Genomic DNA, 25181 nt, shown 5'->3' with positions numbered 1-25181 from the left:
ATTACGGTTTGGCGGGCTTCGGTGCGTCCGCTGGCTTGCCCGGCGGCTGGGCGTCCACGGGCTTTCCATGTCCCGGCCCCAGGATTCGCGGCAGGTACGTCGCGAAGTCGAAGTGGGGCGAGTTCTCCGGGTTGTGGCACGTGACGCACACCGCTTCGCCGGGCGAGGCGATGATGTTGTCCGCGCTCGGCTCGTCCGAGTGCGCGGAGCCCGGACCGTGGCAGCTCTCACAGCCCACGTCCTCGCGCCCCGCCACCTTGTCCAGGCGACACACGCCTCCGGGCTGCTCCCAGCCCGTGACATGGCAACCCACGCAGTTGAGGTGGTGCTGCTTGCCCACCTCCTCCAGCGTTTCCCAGGCGTGGTGGTGCTTGGACTTCTCCCACACGGGGAAGGACTCCTCGTGGCACGAGCGGCACGGCTCGTTGCCGACGAAGGCCGACTGGCCCTTGGCGGGTACGGGGCAGTCCTGCCCGTGCTCCTTCGCCCACGCGAGGTTCAGCTTGCCGACCTCCGCGTCGTAGCGCGCCACCAGGGCCTGCGCGTCCGGCGACGAGGGCAGCCCCGACTCCAGCGGCACGAAGCGCACCGTGAAGCCATTCACGTCCGGCGATGACGCGGGCGGCGCCGTCACCAGCGCCTGCCTGCGCGCCACCAGCTCGTCGCGCTTGGCCTGCTTGAGCGCCTTGAGCTTCGGGTCGATGCCCGGGAGGTTGATCTCCTTGTCCAGGAGCGCGGTGCGCTGCTCCAGCGCGGCCACCTCGCGCTCCAGGTCGGCCTGGCCCTTCTGGAGCGTGAAGCGTCCCGGCTGGTGCGCGTAGCTCAGGTCCACGCGCACCAGCGAGCGGCCCTTGCTCTGCGGCGCGACGACGGGCACCGACGCCTTCACCAGCCGGTTCTGCTCCCCACTCATCTCCGTGGCGGAGCGCGTGGCCACCAGCACGTCCACCGCGAGCCCCGGCGTCTCCGCCGCCTTCTGCGCCTCTTCCAAGGGCGCATCCAAGAGCCCCAGCACGAAGTCCGCGCCCTCCGCGCGGGCCCTGGCACTGGCCGCCACGAGCTGGGCCGGCGAGTCCGCGGCGACGACGGCTACCTTGCGCGAGCCCGCGGGCAGCAGCTTCACCGCGCCGTCAGCGACTTCGGGCAGTCCCAGCCCCTGTCGGAAGTCCGCGCCGCGCGTGTCGTCCAGGGGCCCGGTGGCACGCACCGCCAGCCCCATCAACCGCATGGCGTCCGCCAGCGCCTTCGCCTTCAGCTCCTCCTGGGGAACCTGGCCGGGCTTGAGCGTGGTTTCACCGAAGAGGCTGTTGCCGCCGTCCACGTACAGCACGGGCAGGGTGCCCTGTCGCGCCTCGCGCACCTGGAAGGCCGCCCGGGCGATGCCGCCGCGCATGTTCTCGCTGCAGCCACAGGGGCCCAGGTAGCCGCGCGTGTCCGCGGAGACGAAGAGGATGGCGCCGGGGGCTGACGTCGCGCTGACACCCGCCTCGGGCTCGGGCGGGTGGGGCGGCGGCTCCTTGCGCATGCATCCACCGAGCACCAGCACCAGCACCAGGCCCCCGAGGGCGGCGAGGAGGACGGGGCGCCGCATGCGGTTCACCAGAGGATGCTCTGCACCAGTTCGTCGATCTTCTCGCCCATGGCCTCCAGCCCGTTCTCCTTCGACAGGAAGCCGTCGGCGCCGACCTGCTCGGCCAGCTTGGACAGCTCCACGTCGGGGAGGCTGGAGAACAGGACGATGGGGATGTCCTGGGTGCCGTACTCGTTCTTCAACGTGCGGCAGATGTCGGTGCCCTTGGCCTCGGGCATGTGGATGTCCGTGAGGATGAGGTCCGGCCTCCACGTCTGGAGCGTCTTCTCGAACTCCATGAGCGTGGAGGTGGCGACGACCTCGTAGCCGCGTGCTTCCAGCACGGCCTTCTCCATGGCGAGCGTGATTTCGCTGTCGTCAATCAGGAGGATTCTTCGCTTCTCGGACACGTCGACCTTCCTTGGGCTCCGTTTCTATCCTACCCCCACCCGGTGCACCAATGCCTTTCCCACGGGGTAAGACGGGGTGGTGTCTCGGACGTCCCCCTCCCGGTGGTCCGGCCGGGGGAGCGGGCCTGACTTCTTCCGGCAAAGCCACCGAAAAGGAGTATGGAGGGCGCCATGATGCACCGAGACCGCCGACGAGCCTGGACGGCCCTTCTCCTGGTGGGGAGTCTCCTCTGGACGCTGCCCGTCGCGGCGCTCAATTCGGGCCTGGGCCCGCCCTCGGCCCCCGTGGACCGGCTGTCCCCCCATTCCACCACCCAGGGGTTCCTGGCCGCGGCCCACCGGGGGGACTACGCCACGGCGGCGCACTACCTGGACCTGGACTTCATCCCCCGCGCCCAGCAGCCCGAGCGGGGCGCCCAGCTCGCCCGCCGGCTCAAGTTCGTCCTGGACCGCAAGCTCTCCATCGACCTGTCTCTCCTGAGCAAGGCCCCGGAGGGTGACCCGGCCGACCCCCGCTTCGACCAGTTGGGCGTCATCCCCCTGGAAGGCGCCAACGTGTCCATCCGCGTCCAGCGGGTGGCCCAGGACGGCGGCCTGGTCTGGGTGTTCAGCGAGTCCACCGTGCGGATGGTGGACCCCCTCTTCGAGACGTACGGCCCCCGCGTGGCGGAGTGGCTGCCGCCCTTCTTCTTCTCCGGCACCGTGTTCGGCCTGGAGCCCTGGCAGTGGCTGGGCCTGCTGGTGACGCTCCTGGGCTCGGTGGGGCTGGCCCTGCTCCTGGAGCGGCTGACGCTCGGGTTCGGCCTGCGGCTGGCGAAGTGGACGCACGTCACACTGGATGACCAGCTGGTGGCGGCGGGGCGGGGGCCGTTGCGGCTGCCTTACTTCGCCATCCTCCTGGCGGTGGGCACGTCGCTCCTGCTGCTGCCGCGCCCGGTGCAGACGCTGTTCAACCGGTTGAGCTACTCGCTCATCATCATCGCGGTGGCGTGGTTCATCCTGCGTTTCCTGCGGGTGTTCGCCAACTTCGTGCAGAACCGCGTGTCGGCCGATCTGCGTGACGCGGGCCGGGCCCGCTCGCTGCGCACCCAGTTCGCGGTGCTGCGCGCCGTCTTCGAGGCGGCGACGTACGTGGTGGCCGCCGCGCTGCTCTTGATGCAGTTCGAGGTGGTGCGCAACGTGGGCGTGTCGCTGCTCGCGTCCGCCGGAATCGCCGGTATCGTCATCGGCCTCGCGGCGCAGAAGTCCATCGCCACGCTGCTCGCCGGCATCCAGCTCTCCATCACCCAGCCGGTGCGCATCGGCGACCAGGTGGTGGTGGAGACCGAGTTCGGCACCGTGGAGGAAATCACCCTCACGTACGTGGTGCTGCGCGTCTGGGACCAGCGCCGCATGGTCATCCCGATTACGTACTTCCTGGACAAGCCCTTCCAGAACTGGAGCAAGTCCAGCACGGAGATGCTCGGCGCCGTCACCCTCCAGGTGGACTACTCCACGGACGTGGACGCGGTGCGCGGGGAGCTGCGGCGCATCGTCGAGCAGGACGCCAGGCACCTGTGGGACGGCCGGCTCCAGTCCGTCGTCGTGCTGGAGGCGCAGGACCGCACGCTCACCGTCCGCGCGCTCGTCAGCGCGGCCAACCCGGACAAGCTCTTTGATTTGCGCGCCCTCGTCCGTGAGAGGCTGGTCGGCTTCCTGCGGGCGCACCCCGAGTGGTTGCCCTTCACCCGCACGGAGTCCCGGCAGGCCCCCACCGCGCTGCCGCCCCCGGAGGCTCGGGACCCCCAGCCGGATGCCCCCCAGGACCTGCCACCCACGGGGCCTCGCACCTCCTGAGAGAGCGGGAGAGACGCAAGGGGCCCTTGCCTGACGGGAGGGTGTTTTGAATATTGGGGACGCCGCACCGTCGTTGCAGTCGGAATTTTCGCACCTACCGCATGTGGGAGTCTTCGAGATGAAGCGTCATTCCAGGTTGTGCGGAGCCCTTCTGTCGCTGGCCGTCGCGGCGCCGTTGACCGCCGCCGCGCAGGACCGGGGCCGCACGGATGGGCCCGAGGAATCCGAGTATGGCAAGGGCGGCTATTCCGGCTCGAACAGCCAGGGCGTGTCGCTGCAGCTCGACTGGGGCGCGGCCATCAACGACAGGGAGCCTCCCGAGGACGCGCCCTCCGGCCCTCCGCTGTACGTGGGCGCCACGCTGTCCTTGTGGGGCGCGGACTGGTTCTCGCTCGACGCGAGCGCCGCGTACGTCTTCGACGGAGGCCGTTTCATCGGCATGGTGGGCCCGCGCTTCCGCACGTGGGGCTGGCCGCTGGTGTTCACCGCGGGCCTGCGGGCCGGCGCCATCGTGATTCCGGAGGCGGAGGGCCTGCGCTTCGGCATCTCCCCGCAGTTGGGCGCCGAGGTGCTGATGGGCCACCGGGACAACATCCTCCTGGGGCTCAACTACAACCCGGACATCCCCATCGGCGGTGGCGGCGTGACGCACCGGCTGGGCATGTCCATCGGTTACAGGTTCTAAGGGGAGGCTGTTCGCCATGATTGCCCAAGTGCTCGCAGCCGCCCTGACGTTGGCCGCCAGTCAGGCGCCCGTCAGCTTCTCCTCGAGTGGAGGCCCGCAGGTCGCCCTGCCTTTTCCCACGGGCACCACGCAGACCTACAACATCATCCAGTGGGACCCGAACCAGCTCCCGCGAATCTACGAGCGCTCGGACCAGCTTCCCCTCACGGACGAGGAGCTGACCAAGCTGTCCCAGGCCGGCTTCGAGCCCGCGCAGCTGGTGAAGATGATTGAGGAGCGCCGCTGCGCGTGTGACGCCAGCGCGGACGGCCTCATCAAGTTGAAGAAGGCGGGCGTGGACAAGACGGTGCTCGCGGCGGTGTCGCGCCACGGAATCGCCCCCAACCGGGAGTTGGATTTGCTGGTGACGATGGACTTCACCGGTGAGAGCCGCGTCGCGCGCGAGGCGTTCCTCTACTTCTTCGTCGACGACGGGGACCTCACCCGCGTCTTCAGCGCCAACATCACGGACCTGCTCCAGCGCCGCAACCGCCACGAGACGACAGTGGACCGCAGCGACATCCTCGTCGCGCGCACGGTGCGCCGCGTGCAGTTGTCGGGGCGGGTGCCGCTGAAGACGTACGGCAAGCACAACGTGCTGGTGGTCGCCAGCGCCAGCCCCACGCTCACCCATCCCTCTCAGCTCACGCCGCAGGAGCGGGCGAAGTCGCAGAGCTACACCTTCGACTATCCCCGCGCCTCGCTCATGAGCCTGTGCCGCCTGACGGCCGGGTATCGCCGTGACGCGGTGCTCAACTACAAGTGGAACTTCGAGGGCAGCCGCTTCGAATGCGAATGGAACTAGGAGTCATACGCACCATGAAGACCCATCGCCTCATCCTGACCGCCTGCCTCGCCGCCTCGCTCGTCGCGTGCAGTGGACCGCGCGCGTACACGCGCGGCTCATACGAAGACCCGAACGAAATCGAGATGCTGTCGGACCAGTTCAACGAGAATGACCTGCAGCTCATCGCCAAGAAGATGGCGGAGTCGCTGGCCACCTCGCCGCGCTTCTCCACGCCGCGTCCCGACGGCTCGCTGCCCATCGTCCTCGTGGGCAAGCTGAAGAACAGCACGTCCGAGCACATCGACATGCGCTCGCTGGGAGACAAGATTCAAACGGCGCTCGCGCAGACGGGCCGCTTCGCCATGGTGGACCAGGCCGCGCGCCAGGACATCGCGGAGGAGTACGAGTACCAGCAGTCGGGCTACGTGGACCCGAACGCCGCGAAGGGCCCGGGCGCGCAGGTCTCCGTCGATTTCATGATGACGGGGGATTTGGCCTCCATCATCCAGGAGGTCGGCCGCGACAAGCTCGTGTACTACAAGATGACGGCGAAGCTGAGCAACGTGCGCACCGGCCTCATCGAGTGGACGGACGAGAAGCAGATCCGCAAGAAGTTCGAGAAGCGCGGCGTCAGCTGGTAGCACGCTGATGCCAGCCGCTGGCTCCACGCGAAGGCTCGACTGCTCATGACTCCTCCTCTCCGCCATCCGGCGCGCCCTCTCGGGGGCGTGCTCGCGCTGGCGAGCGTGCTGCTGCTGACGGGTTGCGCCGGTGACTACGTGGCGCGCACGCGAGGCGTCCGCGCGTCGTACCAGTCGGAAGACTATCCGGGGGCGCTCGCGCAGCTCGACGCCATGGAGAAGGAGGGCTCGGGGAAGGACGCGCTGCTCGTGCTCCTGGACAAGGGCATGCTGCTGCACTCCGCGGGCAAGTGGACGGAGAGCAACGCGGTGCTGGAGGAGGCGGAGAAGCTCAGCGCGCAGCTCGACGGAGTCTCCGTCAGCGAGGAGGCGGGGGCGCTCATCACCAACGAGCGTCAGCGCGCCTACCGCGGCGAGGACTTCGAGAAGCTGATGATCTCCGTCTTCCAGGCGCTCAACTACGCGGAGCTGGAGGACGACGAGGCGGCCATGGTGGAGGTGCGTCAGGTCAACGAGCGCCTCCAGAAGATGGTCACCGAGGAGAAGAAGCCGTACCAGCAGCTCGCGATTGCCCGCTACCTGGGCGGCGTCATCCGCGAGGACCAGCGCGACTGGGACTCGGCCTATATCGACTATGCGAAGGCGTACGAGCTGGAGCCCCGGCTGGGCTCGCTGGTGGAGCCGCTCCTGCGGCTGTCGAAGTACACCGGCCGCGATGACGTCTACGCGGCGCTGAAGGAGAAGTACCCGGAGGTGGCCCACCCGCCGCTGGCCCGCGACGAATCCCAAGTCGTGGTCGTCGTGGAAGCGGGGCTGTCGCCGGAGAAGCAGCCCGCGTCGCGCGACCATGGCAGTGGCGGCGGCAACCTCATCGAGGTGCCTGTCTACCGGGACCGGGGCAGCGCGCCGTCGGTGCGCGTGAAGCTGGGCGACCAGGACGAGCGCGCGGTGACGGTGACGTCCCTGGCGGACGTCGCGCGGCTGCACCTGGACACCCGCATCGGCGGGATGCTCGCCAAGCAGCTCGCGGGCGCGGCGGTGAAGGCGGGCCTGGCGGCGGGCCTGGGCGCGGTGACGAAGAGCGAGGAATTGGGCATCCTGGCCTTCCTCCTGCTCAACGCTGGCAATGCCCCAGACCTGCGTTCCTGGCTTTCCTTGCCCGCGGAGTTCCAGGTGGCGCGCTTCCGGGTGTCGGCGGGGAGCCACACGGTGCGTGTGGAGGCGGGGGGCCGGGTGACGGAGCACACGGTGGACGTGAAGCCGGGCCGGGTGGGGCTGGTGGTGGTGCGGCGCTACTGAGTCGGCGGTTTTGTATTGGCCGTTTTGTTGTAGGGTGCGCGCCCCATGTCGGTCCTGGCCACGGTGGCCCTCTACTCCCTCATCGTCGTCGTCGGCGCGCTGTTGGGCGCGATGGTGGTGTTGTGGAACCAGCGGCCCACGCAGTTGGTTCGCTTCCTCGCCTTCGCCGCGGGCGTGATGCTGGGCGCGGCCTTCTTCCACATGCTGCCGGAGGCGTACGAGGGCGGAGGCTGGTGGGCCTTCGCGCTGGTGCCCGGTGGCTTCGTGTTCCTGCTGGTGCTGGAGCGCTACCTCGTCGCGCACGCGGGTGAGGACCTGCCCGGAGACCACATGTCCGGCAGCGGGCGTCCTCCCGGGCAGGCCGGGCAGGTGCTGGGGCTCACCGCGTTCCTCGGGCTTTCCACGCACACGCTGTTCGACGGCATCGCCCTGGGCTCGGCGGTGGAGGAGGGCGTGGGGTTGATGGCGCTGCTCGCCATCGTCGCTCACAAGGTCCCCTCCGCGCTGTCGCTCGCCTCCATCCTGAAGACGGAGGGGCGCTCGAAAAGCTCCATCCTCCTGCTCTCCGTGCTGTACGGGCTGATGGTGCCGGCGGGCGCGCTGCTGTACTTCGCCTTCGACGCGGTGCTGCGCTTCGAGAGCATGGCGCCCAAGGCGCTGGCCTTCTCCGCGGGCACGTTCCTGTACATCGCCGTGTCGGACTTGCTGCCGCACGTGCATCGGCACGGCAAGGACCAGCCGGGGCGCAACGTGCTGGCGCTGTTCGTGGGCCTGGCGCTGATGTTCGGGCTGGCGCGACTCATGGGGCATCCGGCGCACTGAGCCTGTCTGCTCGGGTGTCGAGCCTCGGCCGTAAGGCTTCCTCGTCACAAACGTTTCTCCGTCACAAACGCCGGCGCGTCGCCCTCTCCCTCTGGGAGGGGAGCACCTGCCTGGGCTGACGGACGGGCGGGCGGTGGCCCCGACGGAGGGCCCGCGCGATGAGCACACCCAGAGGCATGGTGGAGGGCCCGGGGGCAGTCTCCCCGGAGGCGGCGAACTCGCCCACGCGAGCGGGCTCGGAGTTCGAGGACGCGGTGCTCCAGGGGCTCATCCACGGGGGCGCCGCGAGTCCGGTGCCGCTCCTGGGAGACCGACTGGGCGGATTGGACGGCCGTCGGTACGAGGTGCTCGGGCTCCTGGGCGGTGGTGGCATGGGGCAGGTGTTCCGGGCGGTGGACCACGAACTGTGGCGCACGGTGGCGCTGAAGTTCCTCGCAGCGCACCGGGGGCCCGCCACGCCTTCGTTGCTGGCCGCGCTGCGCGAGGAGGCGCAGGCGATTGCGCGGCTGGACCACGAGAACATCGTCCGCATCCATGACGTGTCCGCGTGGAACACCGGCGCGCTGGCGCGAGGCGAGGAGGTGCCGCTGAGTGTGCCCTTCCTGGTGATGGAGTTCCTGGAGGGCGAGTCGCTGCAGCGCCTGCTGCGCCGGGAGCGGCCCGACTTGCGTCGCACGTTGGACTTGATGACGGACGTGGCGGCGGGGCTCGCGCATGCGCATGAGCGGCGCCTGGTGCATCGCGACCTCAAGCCCGCCAATGTCTTCGTGCTCGCGGATGGCAGAGCGAAGCTGCTCGACTTTGGCCTTGCGCGCTCACCGGCCGGGCCCGCCCTGGCTCCCGAGGCCGCTCGCGCCGGGACGCCCGCGTACATGGCGCCCGAGCAATGGCGGGGCGAGCCTCCGGACGCGCGAGCCGATGTGTGGGCCGTGGGGCTGTTGCTCTACGAGCTGCTTACCGGAGAGCACCCGCTGCCTTCCGCGAAGGCGCCGGAGTTGCGTCTGCACATTCCTTCCGGACAGCCCATGCCCTCGGTGAGCCGGCGGTGTCCCGGCTTGCCAGAAGAGCTCGTGCGCCTGGTGGCCTCGGCGCTGGCGAAGGACCCGGGGGAGCGTCCCGCGAACGGAGGCGAGCTGCTGGAGCGGCTGCGCGGCCTGCGGCGACTCCTGGGACTGGACGCCACCCCGGCCTCGCGTTCGAGCGTCTCCGGTCGACGGCTGGTGACGCTGGTGTCGTGTCGGCTCGCGCAGGAGCGCGGCGGCATGGAGCGCCTGGACCCGGAGGATTGCAGCGAGCTGGAGGGCGCCTTCCACCAGGGCTGCACGCGCATCATCCACGAGCACGAGGGGGCGATGACGCTCGCGGTGGGCGCGGAGGTGCTCGCGTGCTTCGGCTTCCCCGTGGCGCGCGAGGGGGATTCGGAGCGAGCGGTGCGCGCGGCGCTGCGACTGCAAGAGGTGCTGCCCGGTGAGCTGGCGGGGCTGGGGCCTCCGGGCGTGGTGGTGAAGGTGGGGCTGCACACGGACCGTGTCGCGCTGGCGGATGCGTCGCCGCTGCTGCATGGGACCGCGCCTCCCATGCAGGGTGAAGCGCCGAAGGTGGCCTCGTGGCTGGCCGCGCAGGCGGGACCGGACGCGGTGTTGCTCACGGAGGGAACACATGCGCTGGTGCGAGGCCGCATCCGCACGCGCTCGCTGGGCGCCTGGGCCTTCGAGGGACTGTCGGGCACGTCATGGCTGGACGTGCACGAGGCGCTGGGAGAGAGGCCGGGGGCGAGCCGCTTCGACCGGGCGCTCGTGGTCGGCGCGCTGTCGCCGCTGGTGGGGCGCGAGCGGGAACTCCAGCGCCTCACGACGTGGCGGGCGGAGGCGCTGGGAGGGCGCGGCGTGGGCGTCCTGCTGCGAGGGGAGGCGGGCATCGGCAAGTCGCGGCTCGTCCAGGAGCTGCACGACCGCGAGGCTCCTGGCACGAGCACCTGGGCGCGGTGTCAGTGCGGTGTGCGGGGGACGGGCAGCGCCTTCCACCCGCTCATCGACTGGCTCCAGCGCTTCCTGGGCTTCGCGCGCGACGATGCGCCCGAGCGCAAGCTGGAGCGGATGGTGGAGCGCCTGGGCGTGTTGGGCGTGGACGTGGAGCTCTCGTGTCCGCTCGCCGCGTTCCTGTCGCTGCCCGTGCCGGAGGGCTCTCCCTTCCTTCACCTGTCCGGTGAGCGGCAGCGGGCCGCGATGATGAAGGCCCTGGTGGAGCTGTTCCGCCATGAGGACGTGCGCCGCCCCGTGGTGCTGGTGGTGGAGGACCTGCACTGGGCGGACCCTTCCACCCTCCAGTTCCTGGGTGTGTTGCTGGAGCGACTGGAGGGGACTCGCCTGTGTGTACTGCTCACCGCGCGCCCGGGCTTCGAGCATGCGTGGGGACAGAGCGCGGCGTTCCATTCGCTGGATGTGGAGCCCCTGCCTCCGGAGGCCACCGCGGCCCTGGTGCGAGAAGTCGCGGGCCAGCGCGCCCTGGCTCCGAACACGGTGGCGCGGCTGGTGTCACGGACGGACGGCGTCCCCCTCTTCGTCGAAGAGCTGACGCGCGTGGTGCTGGAGCAGGAGGCCGCGCGAGGTGACTCTGGCGAGACGCTCTCCGCCGTGCCGGCGGTGTTGCACGAGCTGCTCCTCGCGCGCCTGGACCAGCTTCCTCCTCGACAGCGCTCCCAGGTGCAGCTCGCGGCCACGCTGGGACGCGAGTTCAACTACGAGACGCTGCGCGCGGTGTCCTTCCTCCAGGAAGACGAGCTGCAGCCGGAGTTGGAGCGACTGGAACAGGCCGGGTTGCTCTTCCGCCAGGGTCAACCGCCATGCACCACGTACGCCTTCCGACACGCGCTCATTCAAGAGGCGGCCTACCAGTCGCTCTTGCGCAGCACGCGCCAGCGCTACCACGGCCGCGTCGTCCAGGTGCTCTCCGAGCAGTTCCCCGAGGTGGTGGAGGAGCAGCCGGAGATGGTGGCCCACCACGCCACGCTGGCGGGGCTGACGCGGCAGGCGATGGAGTCCTGGCGGAGCGCGGGCCAGCTCGCGGGCGCGAAGTCGGCGTTCCCGGAGGCCATCAGCCACTACACGCGAGCGCTGGGGCAGCTCGAACTCCTGCCCCCCTCCCGCGAGCGGGATGAATGCGACATGGTGTTGCGCGTGGAGCTGGGGCAGGCGCTGGTGGCCTCGAAGGGCTTCGGCACGCGCGAGGTGGAGGACGTCTTCACGCGAGCCGCCGCGCTATGTGACCCGTCGCAGTGCATTCCGACGCCGCTCTTCTGGGGGCTGTGGAACATCGCGCTGGCGCGCGGCGATGGCGAGGGCATGGACCACCTCGCGGAGCTCTTCCGCTGTCAGGGCGACGCGCATGCGGACCTGGAGACGCGCGTGGTGTTGCACGGCGCGCTCAACAGCCAGGCCTTCTGGCGGGCGGACTACACGTCCTGTCGGAGCCATGGCCTGGAGGTGAAGGCGCTGCTCGGTCGGGAGGGCGTGGCGGAGCAGCTCGCGCAGATTCGCGGCGGCAGGCTGGGGCATGCCTCCGAGCAGTGCCTGCACGCGCTGATGTACCTGGCGGTGAGCGAGCTGGTGCTGGGCCACACCGACACCGCGCTCGCGACGCAGGCTCGGGCCTTCGCGCTCGCGGAGTCCATGAGCCATCCCTACGCCATCGCCACGGTGTCCCTCTTCGGCGCGATGCTGGCGCTGGAGCGTGGAGACCCGGCGATGTTGCTGGAGGTGTCAGGGCGGGCCGTGGGCCTTTGTGTGGAGTACGGCTTCCCGTTGCCCCTGGTGGGAAGCATCTGCATGCACGGCCTCTCACTGGCCTTCCTGGGCGACGTGGAGGGCGGTGTCGCGCGCATCCACGAGGGAATCGCGCTGATGACGAGAATGGGGGCGACGCTGCTCCAGGGCGGGTGCTTGACGACGCTGGCTCGCGCGTACCTCGCGGGAGGGCGAGTAGACGAGGGACTTGCCGCCGTGCGCGAGGCCCGGGTGCACGTGGAAGGGCGCGTGGCGCGTCACCACCTGGCGACGTTGCTGCGCGTGCAGGGACAGCTCCTGCTTCTACGAAGGGACGTCGGCGAGGCTCGCGAGTGCTTCCGACGCTCGCTCGCGGTGGCGCGTGACACGGGTGCTCGACTGCACGAGCTGGGCGCGGCCGTGGAGCTGGCGAGACTGGCGCGTCACACCGGCGAGGCGGCGGAGGCGCGGGTGCTGTTGGAGTCGCTGAAGGAAGTCTACTCCGGCAGGCAGGTGCTCGCGGATGCCTGGGCCGCGCGTGCGCTGCTGGCGGAGTGGGACTGACGCCTCACGCCGCGGAGGACATCTCGGCGGAGGGCGGGTCGCCATGGGCGAGGCCCTGCGCGACACACCGCAAGAGCTCCGACAGCTCTCCGGACTTGCGCAGGAAGACCTCACCGGGCGCGCTGGGCCGGCACTCCATGCTGCTGTGGACGATGCGCGGAATGCGACACAGCCGCTCATCCGCGCGCAGCCGCCGGCACAGCTCCAGACCGCTCATCCCCGGCATCATCACGTCGGTGAGGATGAGGTCCGGCTTCAGCGCAAGCGCGAGCGACAGGGCCATCTCGCCTTCCGGCGCGGAGGCGACGTCGCAGCCCAGTTGTTCGAGAGCCTCGGTGTAGATTTCGAGGAGGGTCGAATCATCGTCGACGAGGAGGATGAGAGGCATGCGGGTGTCTCTGGGTGAGGCGGCCGTGCCGCTGTCCACTGAGATGGGGACGGGCCGGCATGGATGTGAATTCACTCGGACACCGGCTTCGTCACGATGACGGCGGACGCCATTCCATCCGCTGGGAGGTGCGAAGGATGTCGCCAAAGGAGAGAGAAGCGCTGGAGCGGAGGATTCGCGAGCACTGCGGCCTGGGAGACGCCGCGGGCGCGGTGGAGGCAGCGGTGGAGGGCTATGGCCCGGAGATACGCAGGTTGCTGGTGACGTTGTCGAGAGAGCCGGAGCAGGCGCGAGAGGCCTTCAGCATCTTCTGCGAGAGCCTGGTGAGGGACCTGCCAGGCTTTCGGTGGGAGAGCTCGTTCAGGACGTGGGCGTACCGCGTGGCGCGCAATGTCGCGTACCGGATGTCCGCCGCCTCCTCGCCACGCAGGGACAGGGTGGCGAGCCAGGAGCTGGTCGGCCTCATGCACGTCGAGCGGTCAGGCACGGCGCCCTGGCTCCAGACGCCCGTGAAGGACCGCTTCCGAACCCTGCGCGCGAAGCTGGAGCCGGGCGAGCGCAACCTCCTGGTGCTGAGGGTGGACCGGCGGATGTCCTGGTTGGATGTCGCGCGCGAGCTCGGGGGGACCCAGTCCTCCGAGGGACTCCACAAGAAGGCGGCCGTCCTGCGTCAGCAGTTCAAGGGCCTGAAGGACCGGCTTCGCGAGCTCGCGCGAGATGAGCGTCTGATTTCCAGCGCATCGGGGTAGGTGGGGACGCCGGCCCCTGTCCGCCTGTCCGCCCAGGTGCTGCGCGAAGCGGGACGCGGGCGCACCCTGGAGAGGACTCGGCCCGGGCGGCGCATGGTGCGCGCGAGGCTCGCGGCTTGGGCGGAGGCAGTCTCATGATGCTCGCCGTGGGCGACCTGATGACCCGGGATGTCGTCACGCTGGAGGAGACCGATGACCTGGTCCGCGTGGACGACCTGCTGAAGCTCAACCACATCCGGCACCTGCCGGTGGTGCGGGAGGGACGGTTGGTGGGGCTGGTGAGTCATCGCGACTTGATTCGCGCGTTGGCGCGCCAGTTCTCGACGCGGAACCTGGACCCCATCTCCGTCGCGCGCATCATGTCGAGGGATGTGGAGATGGTGCGCTCGGACCTGCCGGTGCGCGACGCCATCTACAAGCTGCTGGACCACCGCTTCGGCTGTCTGCCCGTGGTGGACCGCGAGCGGCGCCTGGTGGGAATCGTCACCGAGGCCGACTTCATGCGGATGGCGGCGCGGCTGCTCGATTCCGTCGCGGCTCGCGCGGACGACTCGGCGGGAGTCTCCGCTCCTTGATGGGGTGGGTGCGCTCATGCACGAGGGACACTCCGGCTCTGGTATCGCCGTCTCCTCCGCGCCGGCGGACGGCTCGTCGCGACGGAACAGCGTATGGGGCTGGCTTCCTGGCGTGGTGTTGCTGGTGGCGTTCGTCGTCTTCGTGGTGCTGCGCTTCGGGGAGGCGCGCCAGTTCGCCCTGATGCTGAAGCGCGCGCGGCCGGAGTGGCTGCTGGTGGGTGCGGTGCTTCAGGTGTTCTCGTACCTCACGATGGCGGGTTGCTGGCTGGTGACGCTGCGCGCGGCGGGGGTGAAGGCTCCGTGGATGCGCACCGCGAGCCTGTCGTTGATGAAGCTCTCCTTCGACCAGCTCGTGCCCACGGCGGGTATCGGTGGCTCGGTGGTGGTGATGAAGGGGCTTCAGAAGGAAGGAGCTCCTCCTCGGGTGGCGACCGCGGCGCTGCTGGTGGACATGGTGTCCTTCTACGCGGCGCATGCCGTGGCCGTGGTCATCGCCATCCTCACCCTCTGGTTTCGTGCCCAGTTGCATGCGGCCATCCTGGGCCTGGCCACGGCCTTCGCGGCGCTCGCGTGCGCGGTGCCGTTTGGAATCCTCTGGCTGACGCGGCATGGAGGCTGGCAGCCGCCGCGCTGGGCGCGTCGCATCCCCGGGCTCACGGGGTTGCTGGAGTCCATCTCCCAGGTGCCTCCCGAGCTGGTGCGGAACAAGTGGCTGCTGCTGCGCGCGGGCGCTTTGCAGTTCGGGACCTTCTTGCTGGATGCGCTCACACTCTCGTGCATGCTCCTCGCGGTGGGGAACGCGGTGGACTTCCCGGATGTGTTCGCCGCGTTCATGCTGGCGACGCTGGTGATGACCCTGAGCATCATCCCGGGAGGCGTGGGGACGTTCGAGGCCACCGCGGTGGGGACTTTGAGCTCGCTGGGAGTGCCCGTGGAGGTGGGGCTCACGGCGGTGATGTTGCTTCGGGGGTTCACCCTGTGGTTGCCGCTGCCGCTGGGCGTGGTGTTGTTGCGAAGGATGCTCGGGGTGCGGTTGCGTGACGCGATGTCGAGCCCGGGGGCCGCGTCAGCTGGCTCGCCAGCGGTGTCACCGGAACAGCGGACCGCGTGAGGGGCTGACGCGCTTTGACTTGGCTTTCGACGCGAGGGCCCTGAGGATGCGCGCGCCCGAACGGGCACCCATCCATGGAAAAACGCACTGACTGGTACGAGCACCCGGAGTACTACGAGGCCATCTTCGGCACCGACACCGTGCGGGAGGCGGATTTCCTCCAGGCGCTCAGCGCGCGTCATGGCACGGGAGGCTCGCAGTGGTTGGAGCCCGCGTGTGGCGCGGGACGGTTGGTGGCCGAGGCCGCCAGTCGCGGCATGAAGGTGGCGGGCTACGACATCTCCGAGGCCATGCTCGCGCATGCGCGCAAGCGGCTGACTCCGGCGGAGCGCCGACGGGTGAAGCTGGCTCCGTCTCGCATGGAGGAGTTCTTCGTGCCCGAGCTGGAGGGGAGGGTGGATGTCGCGCACAACCTGGTCTCCACCTTCCGGTACCTGGACAGCGAGGCGGCGGCGCTGGCGCACCTGAAGGGGACGCGGCGGCTGCTCAAGCCGAACGGCATCTATGTCCTCGGCTTCCACCTCACGGACTACTCACGGAGTGTGCCCGAGCACGAGCGGTGGCTGGGGCGCGTGGGCAAGGACAAGGTCGTCTGCAACACGCACGAGGGCTTGCCGGACCGTCGCGCTCGACGCTCGCCCATGCGCAACCGACTGCGCATCACCGGGCCTGGGAAGGACTGGCTCATCGAGACGACGTGGTTCTTCCGCACGTACGACGCGGTGCAGGCGGGCAAGCTGTTCCGTAACGCGGCGCTGCGCGTGCTGGCCGCGTATGACTTCGACTACGACGTGAACTCACCCGTGGCACGCGGCAGTCGGCGGTTGGACCGGGTGTTCGTCCTGCAGCCAGAGCCGGGCGCGGTGGAGCAGGGGACTCCTGAGAAGACGTCGGCGCCGAAGGTCATGGCGACGAAGAAGCCGTCCTCGACGGAGAAGGTGACTTCGGTGCGGAAGGCCTCGGCGCAGAAGGCGAAGCCGGAGGCGGCACCGAAGAAGAAGCCGGCTCGCGGGAACAGCTGACTCCAGCAAGAGGCGGCCTGTCGGGCCGCCTGCGTCGGAGTGAATGGCCCAGCACCTTCGCTGGGCCAGGAATCAGGCTGCCTCGCCGGCCTTCGCGAGCACGTAGCAGAGCTCGCGCAGCGCGGCCCGTCGCATGGAGTCGATGTCCGGGAAGCCTTCGTCACGCGCGGCCTGATGGAGCGGGCTCGGCACCATCCGTCCCTGGTGTTCTTCGAAGTACCAGGCCCACAGGGCGCCCTCGGTGATGCCCGCGTCCTCCAGGCGTGGCGCGGAGAGCCCCGCCTCCGCGAGTACCTCCTCCTTGTCCTTCGCCCGTTGCACCAGTGCGCCGTACTCGCCCGTCAAACGCAGGTGGTCCGCCAGGTGGCGCAGCACGTCCGGCTCGAACAGGGTCTCCACCCAGCGGACATGCGACTCGTCGCGCAGCAGCCGAGACACATCGTCGACGTACTGCTCCGACTTCCACCGCTTGAAGGTCTCGGGAGTGAGCTGTCGCTCGTGTAGCAACGCCGCTTCCGTCGCGTGCAGTTCCTCCGCGCCCGGCTCCCGCCCCAGCCGCCGCGCCTCCTCCACCGCGAGCGCGCGCGCCATGCTCGAGCGTCGCGCCTCCTTCAATCCTCCACGCAGTCGCAGTTCATCGAGCAGCGCCTCGGAGGCCACTCCCTCCAGGGGGTTCGCCGCGTAGCGCAACGGCTGTCTGCCCGCGCGCCTTCGCGCCTCCTCCCACGCGTCCGTGTGCTGGAAGGGGAAGCGCGTCTCCTTGGGCCCGAGCCCCGCCTCCATCCGCGCTCGAATCGTGCGCAGCAGCGCCACCGCATCCGCGCGCTTCGCGTCGACGCGCCCCTCGGGCAGCCAGGCCTTGAGCGCCTCCAGCTCCGCGACAGGAAGCCCCTCGCGCGCCGCCCGGTTCAACACCGTGGGCCACACGCGCTCCACGTAGAAGAGGGACTTGGCCAGTCGCTCCAGCGCCGCGCGCGTGTCCTCGCTCACCACCAGGGCATTGCGCGCCGCCGCCAGCGTGGCGCGGACATTCACCATCGCCTCGGACAGCGGCTTCCAGTGGTCCTCGGCGCTCGCGTGCGCTACCGCCACCTCGTCATCATCCTCCAGCACGCCGCGCTGGAAGTCCTCGAAGATGGCGCCGACACCCTCCATGCCGAAGGACACCAGCTCCGCGGCCCGCAGCGCGCCCATGCTCGCGGCGCCGAAGACGTGGATGCCTTCGGACAAGGCCCAGAGGATCTCCTTGTGCCACACCGCGGGCACATGCTCGAAGAAGCCGTCGATGATGCCGATGGCCGCCGGCTTCTCCATCGCGGCCCGGTAGACGTCCCCTTGCTGCACGGGCGGCAGGTACACCCCGTCCAGCTCCGCGCGAGCCTCTTCGGCTCGCAGCGTGGGGCCCGTGAAGATGAACACCTTCATGTCCCGTCCCCTCGCATCGCTCGCTGGGCGCGCGCTCCCGGCACATAGCCCGGCGCCTCATGCGTGGGCTCCAGTCCCGGCACCACCACTCGCACCACGGGCAGCCCCAGCTCCGGCTTCGTCAAATCCACCGCGACCACCTGAGTCACTCTCACCGCGAGCAGCCTCGCCAGCACCCACGCGAGGTCCTCTTCAAACGTCTCCGCATCCTGATGAGGCGCGTCCTGGAAGCGGCGCACCGGTGTCTCCTCGCGCAGCCGGGTCCGGAGCCGCTCCGCCGCGACACCTTCCCGCGCGTCCTCGTATGCCTTGCGGTGCAGGTCATCCCGAGCCCCGCTGATGCGCGTGAGCCGGCTCTGCGCCGCCTCCGTCAGCGCGCGCAGCAGCGCCACGCCGCGAGAGGGATGACAGCCCATGCCGCCCGCCACCGCGACGGGGCGCAAGGGCTCCGGCTCCCGGTCGACGATGTAGCAACTGAAGGCGGGCACCCCGACATCGCTCGTCGTCTCCCAGACCCCCACTGCCACGCCCGCGCGCTCGTAGGTCTCCAGCACCTCGCGGCAGGCGACATCATCCACGGTGCCCAGGTCCAGCCGGGTGCCGGCCTGCCGCCGCTCACCTCGGGCGTACCAGAGCGCGGTGGCGTCACGCTCCACCACCTCGCACAGTCCATGGAGCGTCGCTTCGAGGAGGTGATTCCCCGAAGCCAGTCCATTGCTGCTCATGAGGAACGCGCCACTGCCGGTGGGAAGCGGCAGCGTGAAGTCGGTGTGCACCATGTCGAACGGCACCCACAGGGGACCGTTGCCCAGCAGGTCCACGCCCTCCACCCAGAGCATGCGCCAGTTGGGATGGAACAGGCTCACCGACAGGCGCGGCAGCCCCGTCACGTCGATGACGGGCGAGCGGAAGCGCAGCTCGTTGTACGTGGCCAGCTTCAGCGGCAGCGAGATGTGCTCGGCATGGTAGCCCTCGACGGACTCCATCACCCCGGACGCCTTCGCCGCCGCGAGCGTGAGGCCCTTCCCCTGGGATACCGCCAGCGAGCGCGCATTGGGCCGCGTCACCATGACGACGGGGATTCCAATCGTGTCCAACCCCGTGACGTTCGCGATGCGGGTGATGCCCATGACGGGCATGAGCCGCTGCACGCGCTCCAGCGTCTCTTCGGGCGACATCACCCGGTGTGTTCCATGCCGGAACGGCTTGGTCGTCCCGGAGGAGGCCGCGGGGGGGGTGGAGTCGGGGGCGGCGGTGCGCATCAAGGCTGGCTGTCGGTGTTGGTGGAGGGACGTGCGGAGGGGTCCTGCTCCAGCGGCCTGAGCTGCGCGCCCGGCGTGTAGCTCAGGAGGATGCTGTTGAGGTTGAGCAGGAAGCAGGTGATGGGCTCGGCCCTGGCGTCCGGGCTCTCGTGGACGCGGCCCTCGCGCGACGCGGTGGAATCCACACGCTCGGGGATGTTGGCCACGACGGCTTCGTTCTCGAGCAGCGGCTTCAGGGCACTGCTCAGGCTCTTGCTGTCGATGGGAATCTTCTCGGCGTTCTGCCACTGCTCCGGCTTCACCCAGTAGACGTTCCCATCGGGCGCGTAGATGAGGAGGTCCGCCTGGTCCACGGTGCATTCGGCGCGAGCCTTGATGTCCGGGAACGTGCCGTCCTTGGACCTTGGCGTGGCGACGACGAACGAGGGCTTCGTGTTGGCCGTGACGCCGGAGACCTCCACGAGGGACGGGTCGGGCTGATAGATGGCGATGGAGCCATCTCCGGACTCGACGCCGAAGGCCATCCGGTCCGTCACGTTCTCCAGGGTTTGGGGGTTGTCCGTGGGGACGCCCCACACCGTGAGCTTGGTGGTGAAGCCCTCCAGGATGGTCACGCGGTCGGGCTTGAAGAAGAAATACGAGTACTTGCCTGCCATGCGCACCTCGGGAATGGGCCACGGGCCTGACGCCCGCGACGAGAGAAGGAGCACGTCGGTCGAGCCGTCACAGATAGCAGAGTCGCAGCGCTGACTCACACGCCTGTCGCAACGTCGCCCGCGCTTCCTCCAGGCGATGAGCGTCGTGGTGCTCCAGCGCCGCCGACAGCGGCCAGGTGAGCGCGTCGGGGAGCCGCTGCTGATGACTGGCGAGCAGCGCGCGGGCGTGCTCCAGGGCCTCGGGCAGTCGGCCTGCCTCCAACTCCACGGCGAGCAGGGGCCATCGCGCCATCCACTGGAAGGGATACACGAGCGAGAGCGGCTGCCACAGGCGCAGCGCCTCGGTGGCGGCTTCATGTGCCAGCACGGTGTCTCCGGCTCGCGAGGCCACCCAGGCCCGGTGGGCATGCGCCGCGCCCAGGTAGTCGACCATGCCGGAGCGGGTGGCCAGCTCCAGGGTTCGCGTCGTCGTCTCGCTCGCGGCGGCCACCTGACCTCTCAGCCGCAGGATGACGGTGAGGTAGCTGAGGCACCGCGTCTGCAACGTCACGTCTCCCAGTCGCTCGGCGCCCTTGAGCGCCTGCTCCATCCAGGACTGCGCTTCATCCAGGGCGCCATGGAAGAGCAACACCATGGCGACCACGCACCGGGCTCCCGCGTGCTCCGCGTCCCCCTCTGCCTCCAACGCGGCTTCCGCGTAGGCCCGGGCGTGGGCCACGGTCTCCGTCGATGCTTGATAGCGTTCGCTGCGCAGTTGCATCTGTACCAGCGAGTTGAAGAAGCGCGCGCGTTGCAGGGGCGTGCCATGGGCCCGCATCACCGGGCGCACGCCCTCCACCAGGGCCCGCATCTCGTCGAGCTGGGCCAGCCAGTAGTGGACCGTGATTCGCTCGCCCTGCAGTTGCACCCACTCATGCCACCACGCGGCTTCCACCTGGCCGGGGGCGGAGGAGACGCTGTCGGGCATCGGGCCCAGCTCGACTTGAGCCCGGGCATAGACGCGCAGCGCTTCCTCGTTCTGATGGTGCGTCTGCAAGGACTTGCCCACCTTCCGCAGCACGTTGGCGCGATGGACACGCTGGCTTTGCTCAATCCGTGCCAGGGCCTCCAGGAAGGCCCGCCGTGCGTCGTCCTGTCGCCCGGTGAGCGCGAGCACCTCGCCCAATCCCTCCCAGACGGCGTCCAACGCCAACATGCTCGCGTCCACGTCGGACGCGTCCGCGTTCCTGTCGGACGCCGCGGCCTCGCGGATGGCGGCCTCGTAGAAGGTTATCGCGTCGCCGTTGGCGTAGGCCGCGCGCGCCGAGTCACCCGCGCGCGAGAACCACACACTGGCGCGGCCCGGCACGCCGGCGCGAGACCAGTGGTGGGCGAGCCCCGCCGCATGAGGTGTCAGTCCCGTCGACGCGCCCGCCTGGCGCAGCTCCAGCCCCTGGGCGCAGCGGTGATGCAGCACGCGGCGCGGCTCGGGGTCGATGCGCGCGTAGGCGACCTCGCGCAGCTTGTCGTGGACGAAGCGCAGGCGCCCGCCGCCGGACTCCTCCAGCACCTGCCGACGGCGCAGCTCCTCCACCGCCTCCAGGCCCGCGCTCTCCGGCAGCGCGGCGGTGGCGAGCAGCAGCTCTCCGTCCAGCTCGCGTCCCAGCACCGACGCCACCTCCGCCAGCACGCGGCCATCCGGGCCCAGGTCGGACAGCCTTCGCTCGATGAGCTCGGCGATGCTGCCCGGCAGGGGCAGGGGACGGCTGCCCGCGCTGCCGCCCGCTTCGAAGAGCCACTCACCGGAGGGCGCGCGGAAGAGCAGGCCGGCGTCGATGGCGGCGCGCAGGTACTCGGCGATGAAGAAGGGGTTGCCGCTCGTCTCGCGCACCAGCGCGTCGACGAAGGGGCCGGGCACCTCGCGCAGCGCCAGCATGCCGCGCACCATCTTCCCCGCGCTGGTGGCATCCAGCCGGCCCACCTCCACGCTCACCGCGTCCGGCGCGCCCACCACCGCGCGCAGGGCCGCCCCCATCTCATCCATCCGATACGTGCCGACGAGCAGCACGGGGCGCGACGCCAGGTGTCGCGCGTCCAGCTCCAGGAGGAAGCTCAGCGTCAGCTCATCCGCCCACTGGAGGTCATCGAGCACCAGCAACAACGGCTGCGCCTCCGCGAAGGCCCGCAGCGTCTCGCGCAGCGCCGCCAGCACGCGCGAGCGCGCCTCCGGAGCGGGCAGGGGCGGGGGCTCCGGTTGCTCGCGCTGGCCAGGGAGTTGGATCAGCGACGGCTCATACGCGGCGAGTACGCGTCCACGCGGGCCCAGCAGTCGCTCCGCTTCGGCGGCGCCTCGCTCGTTGCACCGGTCCGCCACCGCCAGCAGCAGCGGACGCAGCGGATGGAGGGGCGAGGCGTGCAGGTCCGCGCCGCCCGTGGCCACCGGGACGCACTCGCCCGCCACCACCGTCATGCGCCGCCAGCCGGCCTCCGACGCCAGCTCCAGCGCCAGGCGCGTCTTGCCCGCACCGCTTTCTCCGCCGAGGAAGACCCGACCCCCCTGGCCTCGCGCCGCCGCGTCCAGCGCCGCCGTCAGTCGCCCCAGCTCGCCTCCGCGCCCGGCCAGATCCGGACGGTAGAGGTAGGCCGGCGTGCGGGGCATGGTGGTGGCGCCCTCCTCGCCTTCCTCCGCGCCCAGCGCCTCCAGCGCGGACGACACGTCCTCCGCGTAGCCCGGCCTGTCCTGGGGACGCTTGGCGAGCAGCCGCAGCACGAGCACCTCCAACTCGGCGGGCACCCCCTCCACGCGCAGAGATGGGGGGACCGGGGCCAGGTGCAGGTGCTGGTGGGGCAGCGGTCCCTCTCGGCCGGGGATGAAGGGCGGACGTCCCGTGAGCTGCTCGTAGAGCATGCAGCCCAGGGCGTAGAGGTCCGCGCGGGCGTCCACGTAGTCGCCCCGGAGCTGCTCCGGCGCCATGTACGTGTCGCTCCCCACCACGGCGCCGCTCACCTCCAGCGTCTCCCGACCCCGCGAGCCGCCGAACCGCGCGGCGATTCCGAAGTCCACCAGCACCGGCGTCCCATCAGGACGCAGGAAGACGTTCTCCGGCTTCAGATCTCGATGCACCAGGCCGTTGGCGTGGAGGAAGGACAGGGCCGAGCACAACCTCCGCGCCAGGGTGAGCGTTGCGTTCAACCGGGACGCAGCCAGTGGGCCGGGGGAAGTGGAAGAGGCCCCTCGGAGCGTCTGTCCGCGGAGCAATTCCATGGCGTACCAGGGCAATCCCCCCGCCACGCCCTCCGCGACGATGCGTACGACTCCAGGGTGTCTGAGGCGTCGCAACGCATGGATTTCACGACGGATGCTGGCCAGCGGCACCTCGGTGGCCGCACGCACCGTCTTGACGGCCACCGCCTCGCCGGACTCCGGATTCCACCCCCGATAGACGACTCCCATGCCTCCCTGGCCGAGCACCTCGAGCAGCTCGTAGGGACCGATTTTCGCTCCCACGCCAGGCACCTCTGGGAGTCTCGCTGGCGCGTTCATAGAGGGGTTGAGCATAGCGACACCCCCTGGCACGTCCCATCTGCGTTGCATCTGGACGCGGCTGCGTTCCACTTGGACGCACTTTCGGGCCTCCAGAGCCCCCCTGTCGCTTCAAACCCCTGAAAAGACGTGAAACGTGGTTTTGGCATGAACCACGCATGGTGCTTTCGCGTGGCGTCGCGAGCAACCGGGCGCCCAGCCGTCAGCGAGTTCGGGAACGCGGAAGGAGGGGCCGCTCCTTCCGCGTTCTTCATCTCCGCTACACTGCCTCCTTCCGAAGCGGCCCTTGGCGGGTACTCTCGGATGGCACCGGACGGAGGCGAGTGGATGCACGAGGAGATGCCGCAGCTCATGAGCGCGCTGCGGGGGGCGAAGGATTTCGAGACGGCCGCGGCCACCACCCTGAAGCGCATGTTGACCGTTGCCCAGGACGCTGTTGCGTCCAGTCGGTACGCAGCCCGCGCCAGAGTGCTCCGAGGAATCGTCCACTTGCGCCCCGGTGAGGCCTATCGTCGCCTCGCCGCGCTGGATGTGGGAGCCACTGAGATTACGGATGCGAGTGTGGGGACCCCGTTCTTCACCTCGGCCACGGCGTGGCGCGCCGTCGTCGAGCACCGCTGCGCGGTGTCCATCGACGTCAACGTGGGCACGGTGCAGCCGCACGCACCGGATGCTCCCGTGACGGGCGACCCGGGACTGGCGGGCTTCCACAGCAACGAGAGCCGCCAGCGCTTCCTGGGGCGCCATGCGACGCACGTCTGTGTGCTGCCATTGCGCACGCCGGGCGGCAGCATCGAGGGGATGATCTCCCTGGAGGCCGACTGTCTGGCCGCGATGGGGCAGGAGTTCGTCTGGCGCGATGTCGGCGAGCAGCTCCAGTTGCTCGCGGACGTGGCCTCGCCGTACCTCGCGGGCCTGCCGCAGCGGCCCGTGGCCACGCCGGAAGTCGACGAGTACCTGCCCGTGGTGGGCCGCTCCATGGCGGAGCTGTTGCCCATCCTGCGCGTCTTCGCGTTGCAGGATGAAACCATCCTCATCAGCGGCGCGACGGGCGCGGGCAAGTCGCGGCTGGCGCGCTGGTGCCACGAGCGCTCCAATCGTCGCGCCAAGCCCTTCGAGACGTTGGACCTGGTGACGGTGCCCGAGGACCTCCAGATGGCGGAGCTCTTCGGCTGGAAGAAGGGCGCCTTCACCGGCGCGGTGAGAGACGCGCCCGGCAGCGTGGCGCGCGCGGATGGCGGCACGCTGTTCATCGACGAAATCGACAAGCTGTCGCTGAAGGCGCAAGCGGGCCTCCTGCACCTCCTGGAGTCGCGCAGCTACCGGCCGCTGGGCGAGGGCACCGGTGAGCGACAGGCGGACGTGCGCTTCATCATCGGCACCAACGCGGACCTGCACGCGGAGGTTCGCGCGGGCCGCTTCCGCGAGGACCTCTACTACCGCGTCAACGTGCTGCCGGTGCGCATGCCGGCCTTGCAGGAGCGCCAGGACGAGATTCCGCTCTGGGCCCAGTACATGGTGAACCGCCGCCACCGCGAGCGCTCGCCGGAAGGCAATGCGCGGGTGACGCAGGACGCGGAGCGGCTGCTCGTCGGCAGCTCGTGGCCGGGCAACCTGCGGCAGCTCGACAACATCGTCCGCCGCGCCTACACGCTGGCCATGGTGGAGCACGCCGTCTCGGGTGGAGAGCTGGTGCTCCACGAGAAGCACGTCGCGCGGGCGCTCGACTACGAGCAGGCACCGGGGAGCAAGCCGCTTCCAGAAGCGCTGCGGGCCGCCGCGCAGGCGTTCGTCGCGGAGGCGCGCCGTCGCAACGCGCCTTTGGATTTGGACCTCGCGGATGCGTTCCGTGGCCTGGTGCTGGGCATGGCGATTCGTCAGGTGGGCCGCGACGAGGGCTTCAAGCTGCTCGGCCGCGAGAGCCTGGTGAAGAACCGCAACCACCACAAGGCGCTCAAGCGCGAGCTGGAGAAGGTGGAGGCGCTCTACAAGGCGCTCGGCGAGGAGAGCTCTCCCTTCGCGGACCTCTTGTCGGAGGACGAGGCGGCCTGAGTCC

Annotated in this window: 19 protein-coding genes; 12 read left to right on the top strand and 7 right to left on the bottom strand. The window is 69.9% G+C overall.

The features are described 5' to 3' along the window. Nucleotide 1: 1 nt before the first annotated feature. A complete protein-coding gene (locus G4D83_RS14335; RefSeq protein WP_163865299.1) occupies nt 2–1591 on the bottom strand; it encodes a multiheme c-type cytochrome in 1590 nt (529 codons plus the stop codon). A 5-nt stretch (nt 1592–1596) separates the two neighbouring features. Further along, on the bottom strand, nt 1597–1980 hold the full coding sequence (locus tag G4D83_RS14330) for a response regulator (RefSeq protein WP_163865298.1): 384 nt from the start codon (nt 1978–1980) through the stop codon (nt 1597–1599). Between the two features lie 171 nt (nt 1981–2151). Between G4D83_RS14330 and G4D83_RS14325 the strand changes: the two genes are divergently transcribed. The 7 genes from G4D83_RS14325 (at nt 2152) to G4D83_RS14295 (ending at nt 12414) form a co-directional block, all read left to right on the top strand. Beyond that, nucleotides 2152–3816, top strand: a complete 1665-nt coding sequence (locus G4D83_RS14325; RefSeq protein ID WP_163865297.1) for a mechanosensitive ion channel family protein — start codon at nt 2152–2154, stop codon at nt 3814–3816. Between the two features lie 118 nt (nt 3817–3934). Then, nucleotides 3935–4501 carry a hypothetical protein gene (locus tag G4D83_RS14320; RefSeq protein WP_163865296.1) on the top strand — a complete coding sequence of 189 codons (567 nt, stop codon included), beginning with the start codon at nt 3935–3937 and terminating at the stop codon, nt 4499–4501. 16 nt (nt 4502–4517) lie between these two features. Beyond that, nucleotides 4518–5345, top strand: coding sequence for a hypothetical protein (locus G4D83_RS14315; RefSeq protein WP_163865295.1), 828 nt, complete (start codon nt 4518–4520; stop codon nt 5343–5345). 14 nt (nt 5346–5359) lie between these two features. Beyond that, complete coding sequence (lpoB, locus tag G4D83_RS14310; protein ID WP_163865294.1) at nt 5360–5968, top strand: penicillin-binding protein activator LpoB; 609 nt, start codon at nt 5360–5362, stop codon at nt 5966–5968. Between the two features lie 45 nt (nt 5969–6013). After that, nucleotides 6014–7267, top strand: a complete 1254-nt coding sequence (locus tag G4D83_RS14305) for a COG3014 family protein (RefSeq protein WP_163865293.1) — start codon at nt 6014–6016, stop codon at nt 7265–7267. 45 nt (nt 7268–7312) lie between these two features. After that, a complete protein-coding gene (locus G4D83_RS14300; RefSeq protein WP_163865292.1) occupies nt 7313–8089 on the top strand; it encodes a ZIP family metal transporter in 777 nt (258 codons plus the stop codon). Between the two features lie 158 nt (nt 8090–8247). Further along, entirely contained in the window at nt 8248–12414 is a 4167-nt protein-coding gene (locus G4D83_RS14295) for a protein kinase domain-containing protein (protein WP_163865291.1), read from the top strand. A 4-nt stretch (nt 12415–12418) separates the two neighbouring features. Here the strand turns inward: G4D83_RS14295 and G4D83_RS14290 are convergent, their stop codons facing one another. Then, on the bottom strand, nt 12419–12802 hold the full coding sequence (locus G4D83_RS14290; protein ID WP_163865290.1) for a response regulator: 384 nt from the start codon (nt 12800–12802) through the stop codon (nt 12419–12421). Nucleotides 12803–12939: 137 nt separating this feature from the next. Between G4D83_RS14290 and G4D83_RS14285 the strand changes: the two genes are divergently transcribed. The 4 genes from G4D83_RS14285 (at nt 12940) to G4D83_RS14270 (ending at nt 16259) form a co-directional block, all read left to right on the top strand. After that, nucleotides 12940–13551: an RNA polymerase sigma factor gene (locus tag G4D83_RS14285; RefSeq protein ID WP_163865289.1), complete on the top strand. Its 612-nt coding sequence runs from the start codon at nt 12940–12942 to the stop codon at nt 13549–13551. 134 nt (nt 13552–13685) lie between these two features. Further along, entirely contained in the window at nt 13686–14126 is a 441-nt protein-coding gene (locus G4D83_RS14280) for a CBS domain-containing protein (RefSeq protein WP_240356324.1), read from the top strand. A gap of 16 nt (nt 14127–14142) precedes the next feature. Then, nucleotides 14143–15237, top strand: coding sequence for a lysylphosphatidylglycerol synthase transmembrane domain-containing protein (locus G4D83_RS14275; protein WP_163865288.1), 1095 nt, complete (start codon nt 14143–14145; stop codon nt 15235–15237). Nucleotides 15238–15311: 74 nt separating this feature from the next. Further along, entirely contained in the window at nt 15312–16259 is a 948-nt protein-coding gene (locus tag G4D83_RS14270) for a class I SAM-dependent methyltransferase (protein WP_163865287.1), read from the top strand. Nucleotides 16260–16331: 72 nt separating this feature from the next. Here G4D83_RS14270 and G4D83_RS14265 read toward each other — a convergent pair whose 3' ends face one another. From G4D83_RS14265 to G4D83_RS14250, 4 genes are all read right to left on the bottom strand, one after another. Continuing rightward, complete coding sequence (locus G4D83_RS14265; RefSeq protein WP_163865286.1) at nt 16332–17684, bottom strand: TfuA-like protein; 1353 nt, start codon at nt 17682–17684, stop codon at nt 16332–16334. Then, nucleotides 17681–18862: a YcaO-like family protein gene (locus tag G4D83_RS14260; protein ID WP_240356323.1), complete on the bottom strand. Its 1182-nt coding sequence runs from the start codon at nt 18860–18862 to the stop codon at nt 17681–17683. The genes G4D83_RS14265 and G4D83_RS14260 overlap by 4 nt, the downstream gene beginning before the upstream one ends. An 83-nt stretch (nt 18863–18945) precedes the next feature. Continuing rightward, nucleotides 18946–19602, bottom strand: coding sequence for a hypothetical protein (locus G4D83_RS14255; RefSeq protein ID WP_163865284.1), 657 nt, complete (start codon nt 19600–19602; stop codon nt 18946–18948). Nucleotides 19603–19669: 67 nt separating this feature from the next. Further along, entirely contained in the window at nt 19670–23089 is a 3420-nt protein-coding gene (locus tag G4D83_RS14250; RefSeq protein WP_240356322.1) for a serine/threonine-protein kinase, read from the bottom strand. Nucleotides 23090–23428: 339 nt separating this feature from the next. On the opposite strand from G4D83_RS14250, the gene G4D83_RS14245 reads away from it, so the two are divergent. Beyond that, nucleotides 23429–25177 carry a sigma-54-dependent transcriptional regulator gene (locus tag G4D83_RS14245; protein WP_275902370.1) on the top strand — a complete coding sequence of 583 codons (1749 nt, stop codon included), beginning with the start codon at nt 23429–23431 and terminating at the stop codon, nt 25175–25177. The last annotated feature ends 4 nt before the right edge of the window (nt 25178–25181 follow it).

It is taken from the genome of Myxococcus eversor (genome assembly GCF_010894455.1).
Classification (GTDB): Bacteria; Myxococcota; Myxococcia; order Myxococcales; family Myxococcaceae; genus Myxococcus; species Myxococcus eversor.
This window is presented reverse-complemented; position numbering and strand designations above follow the sequence as displayed.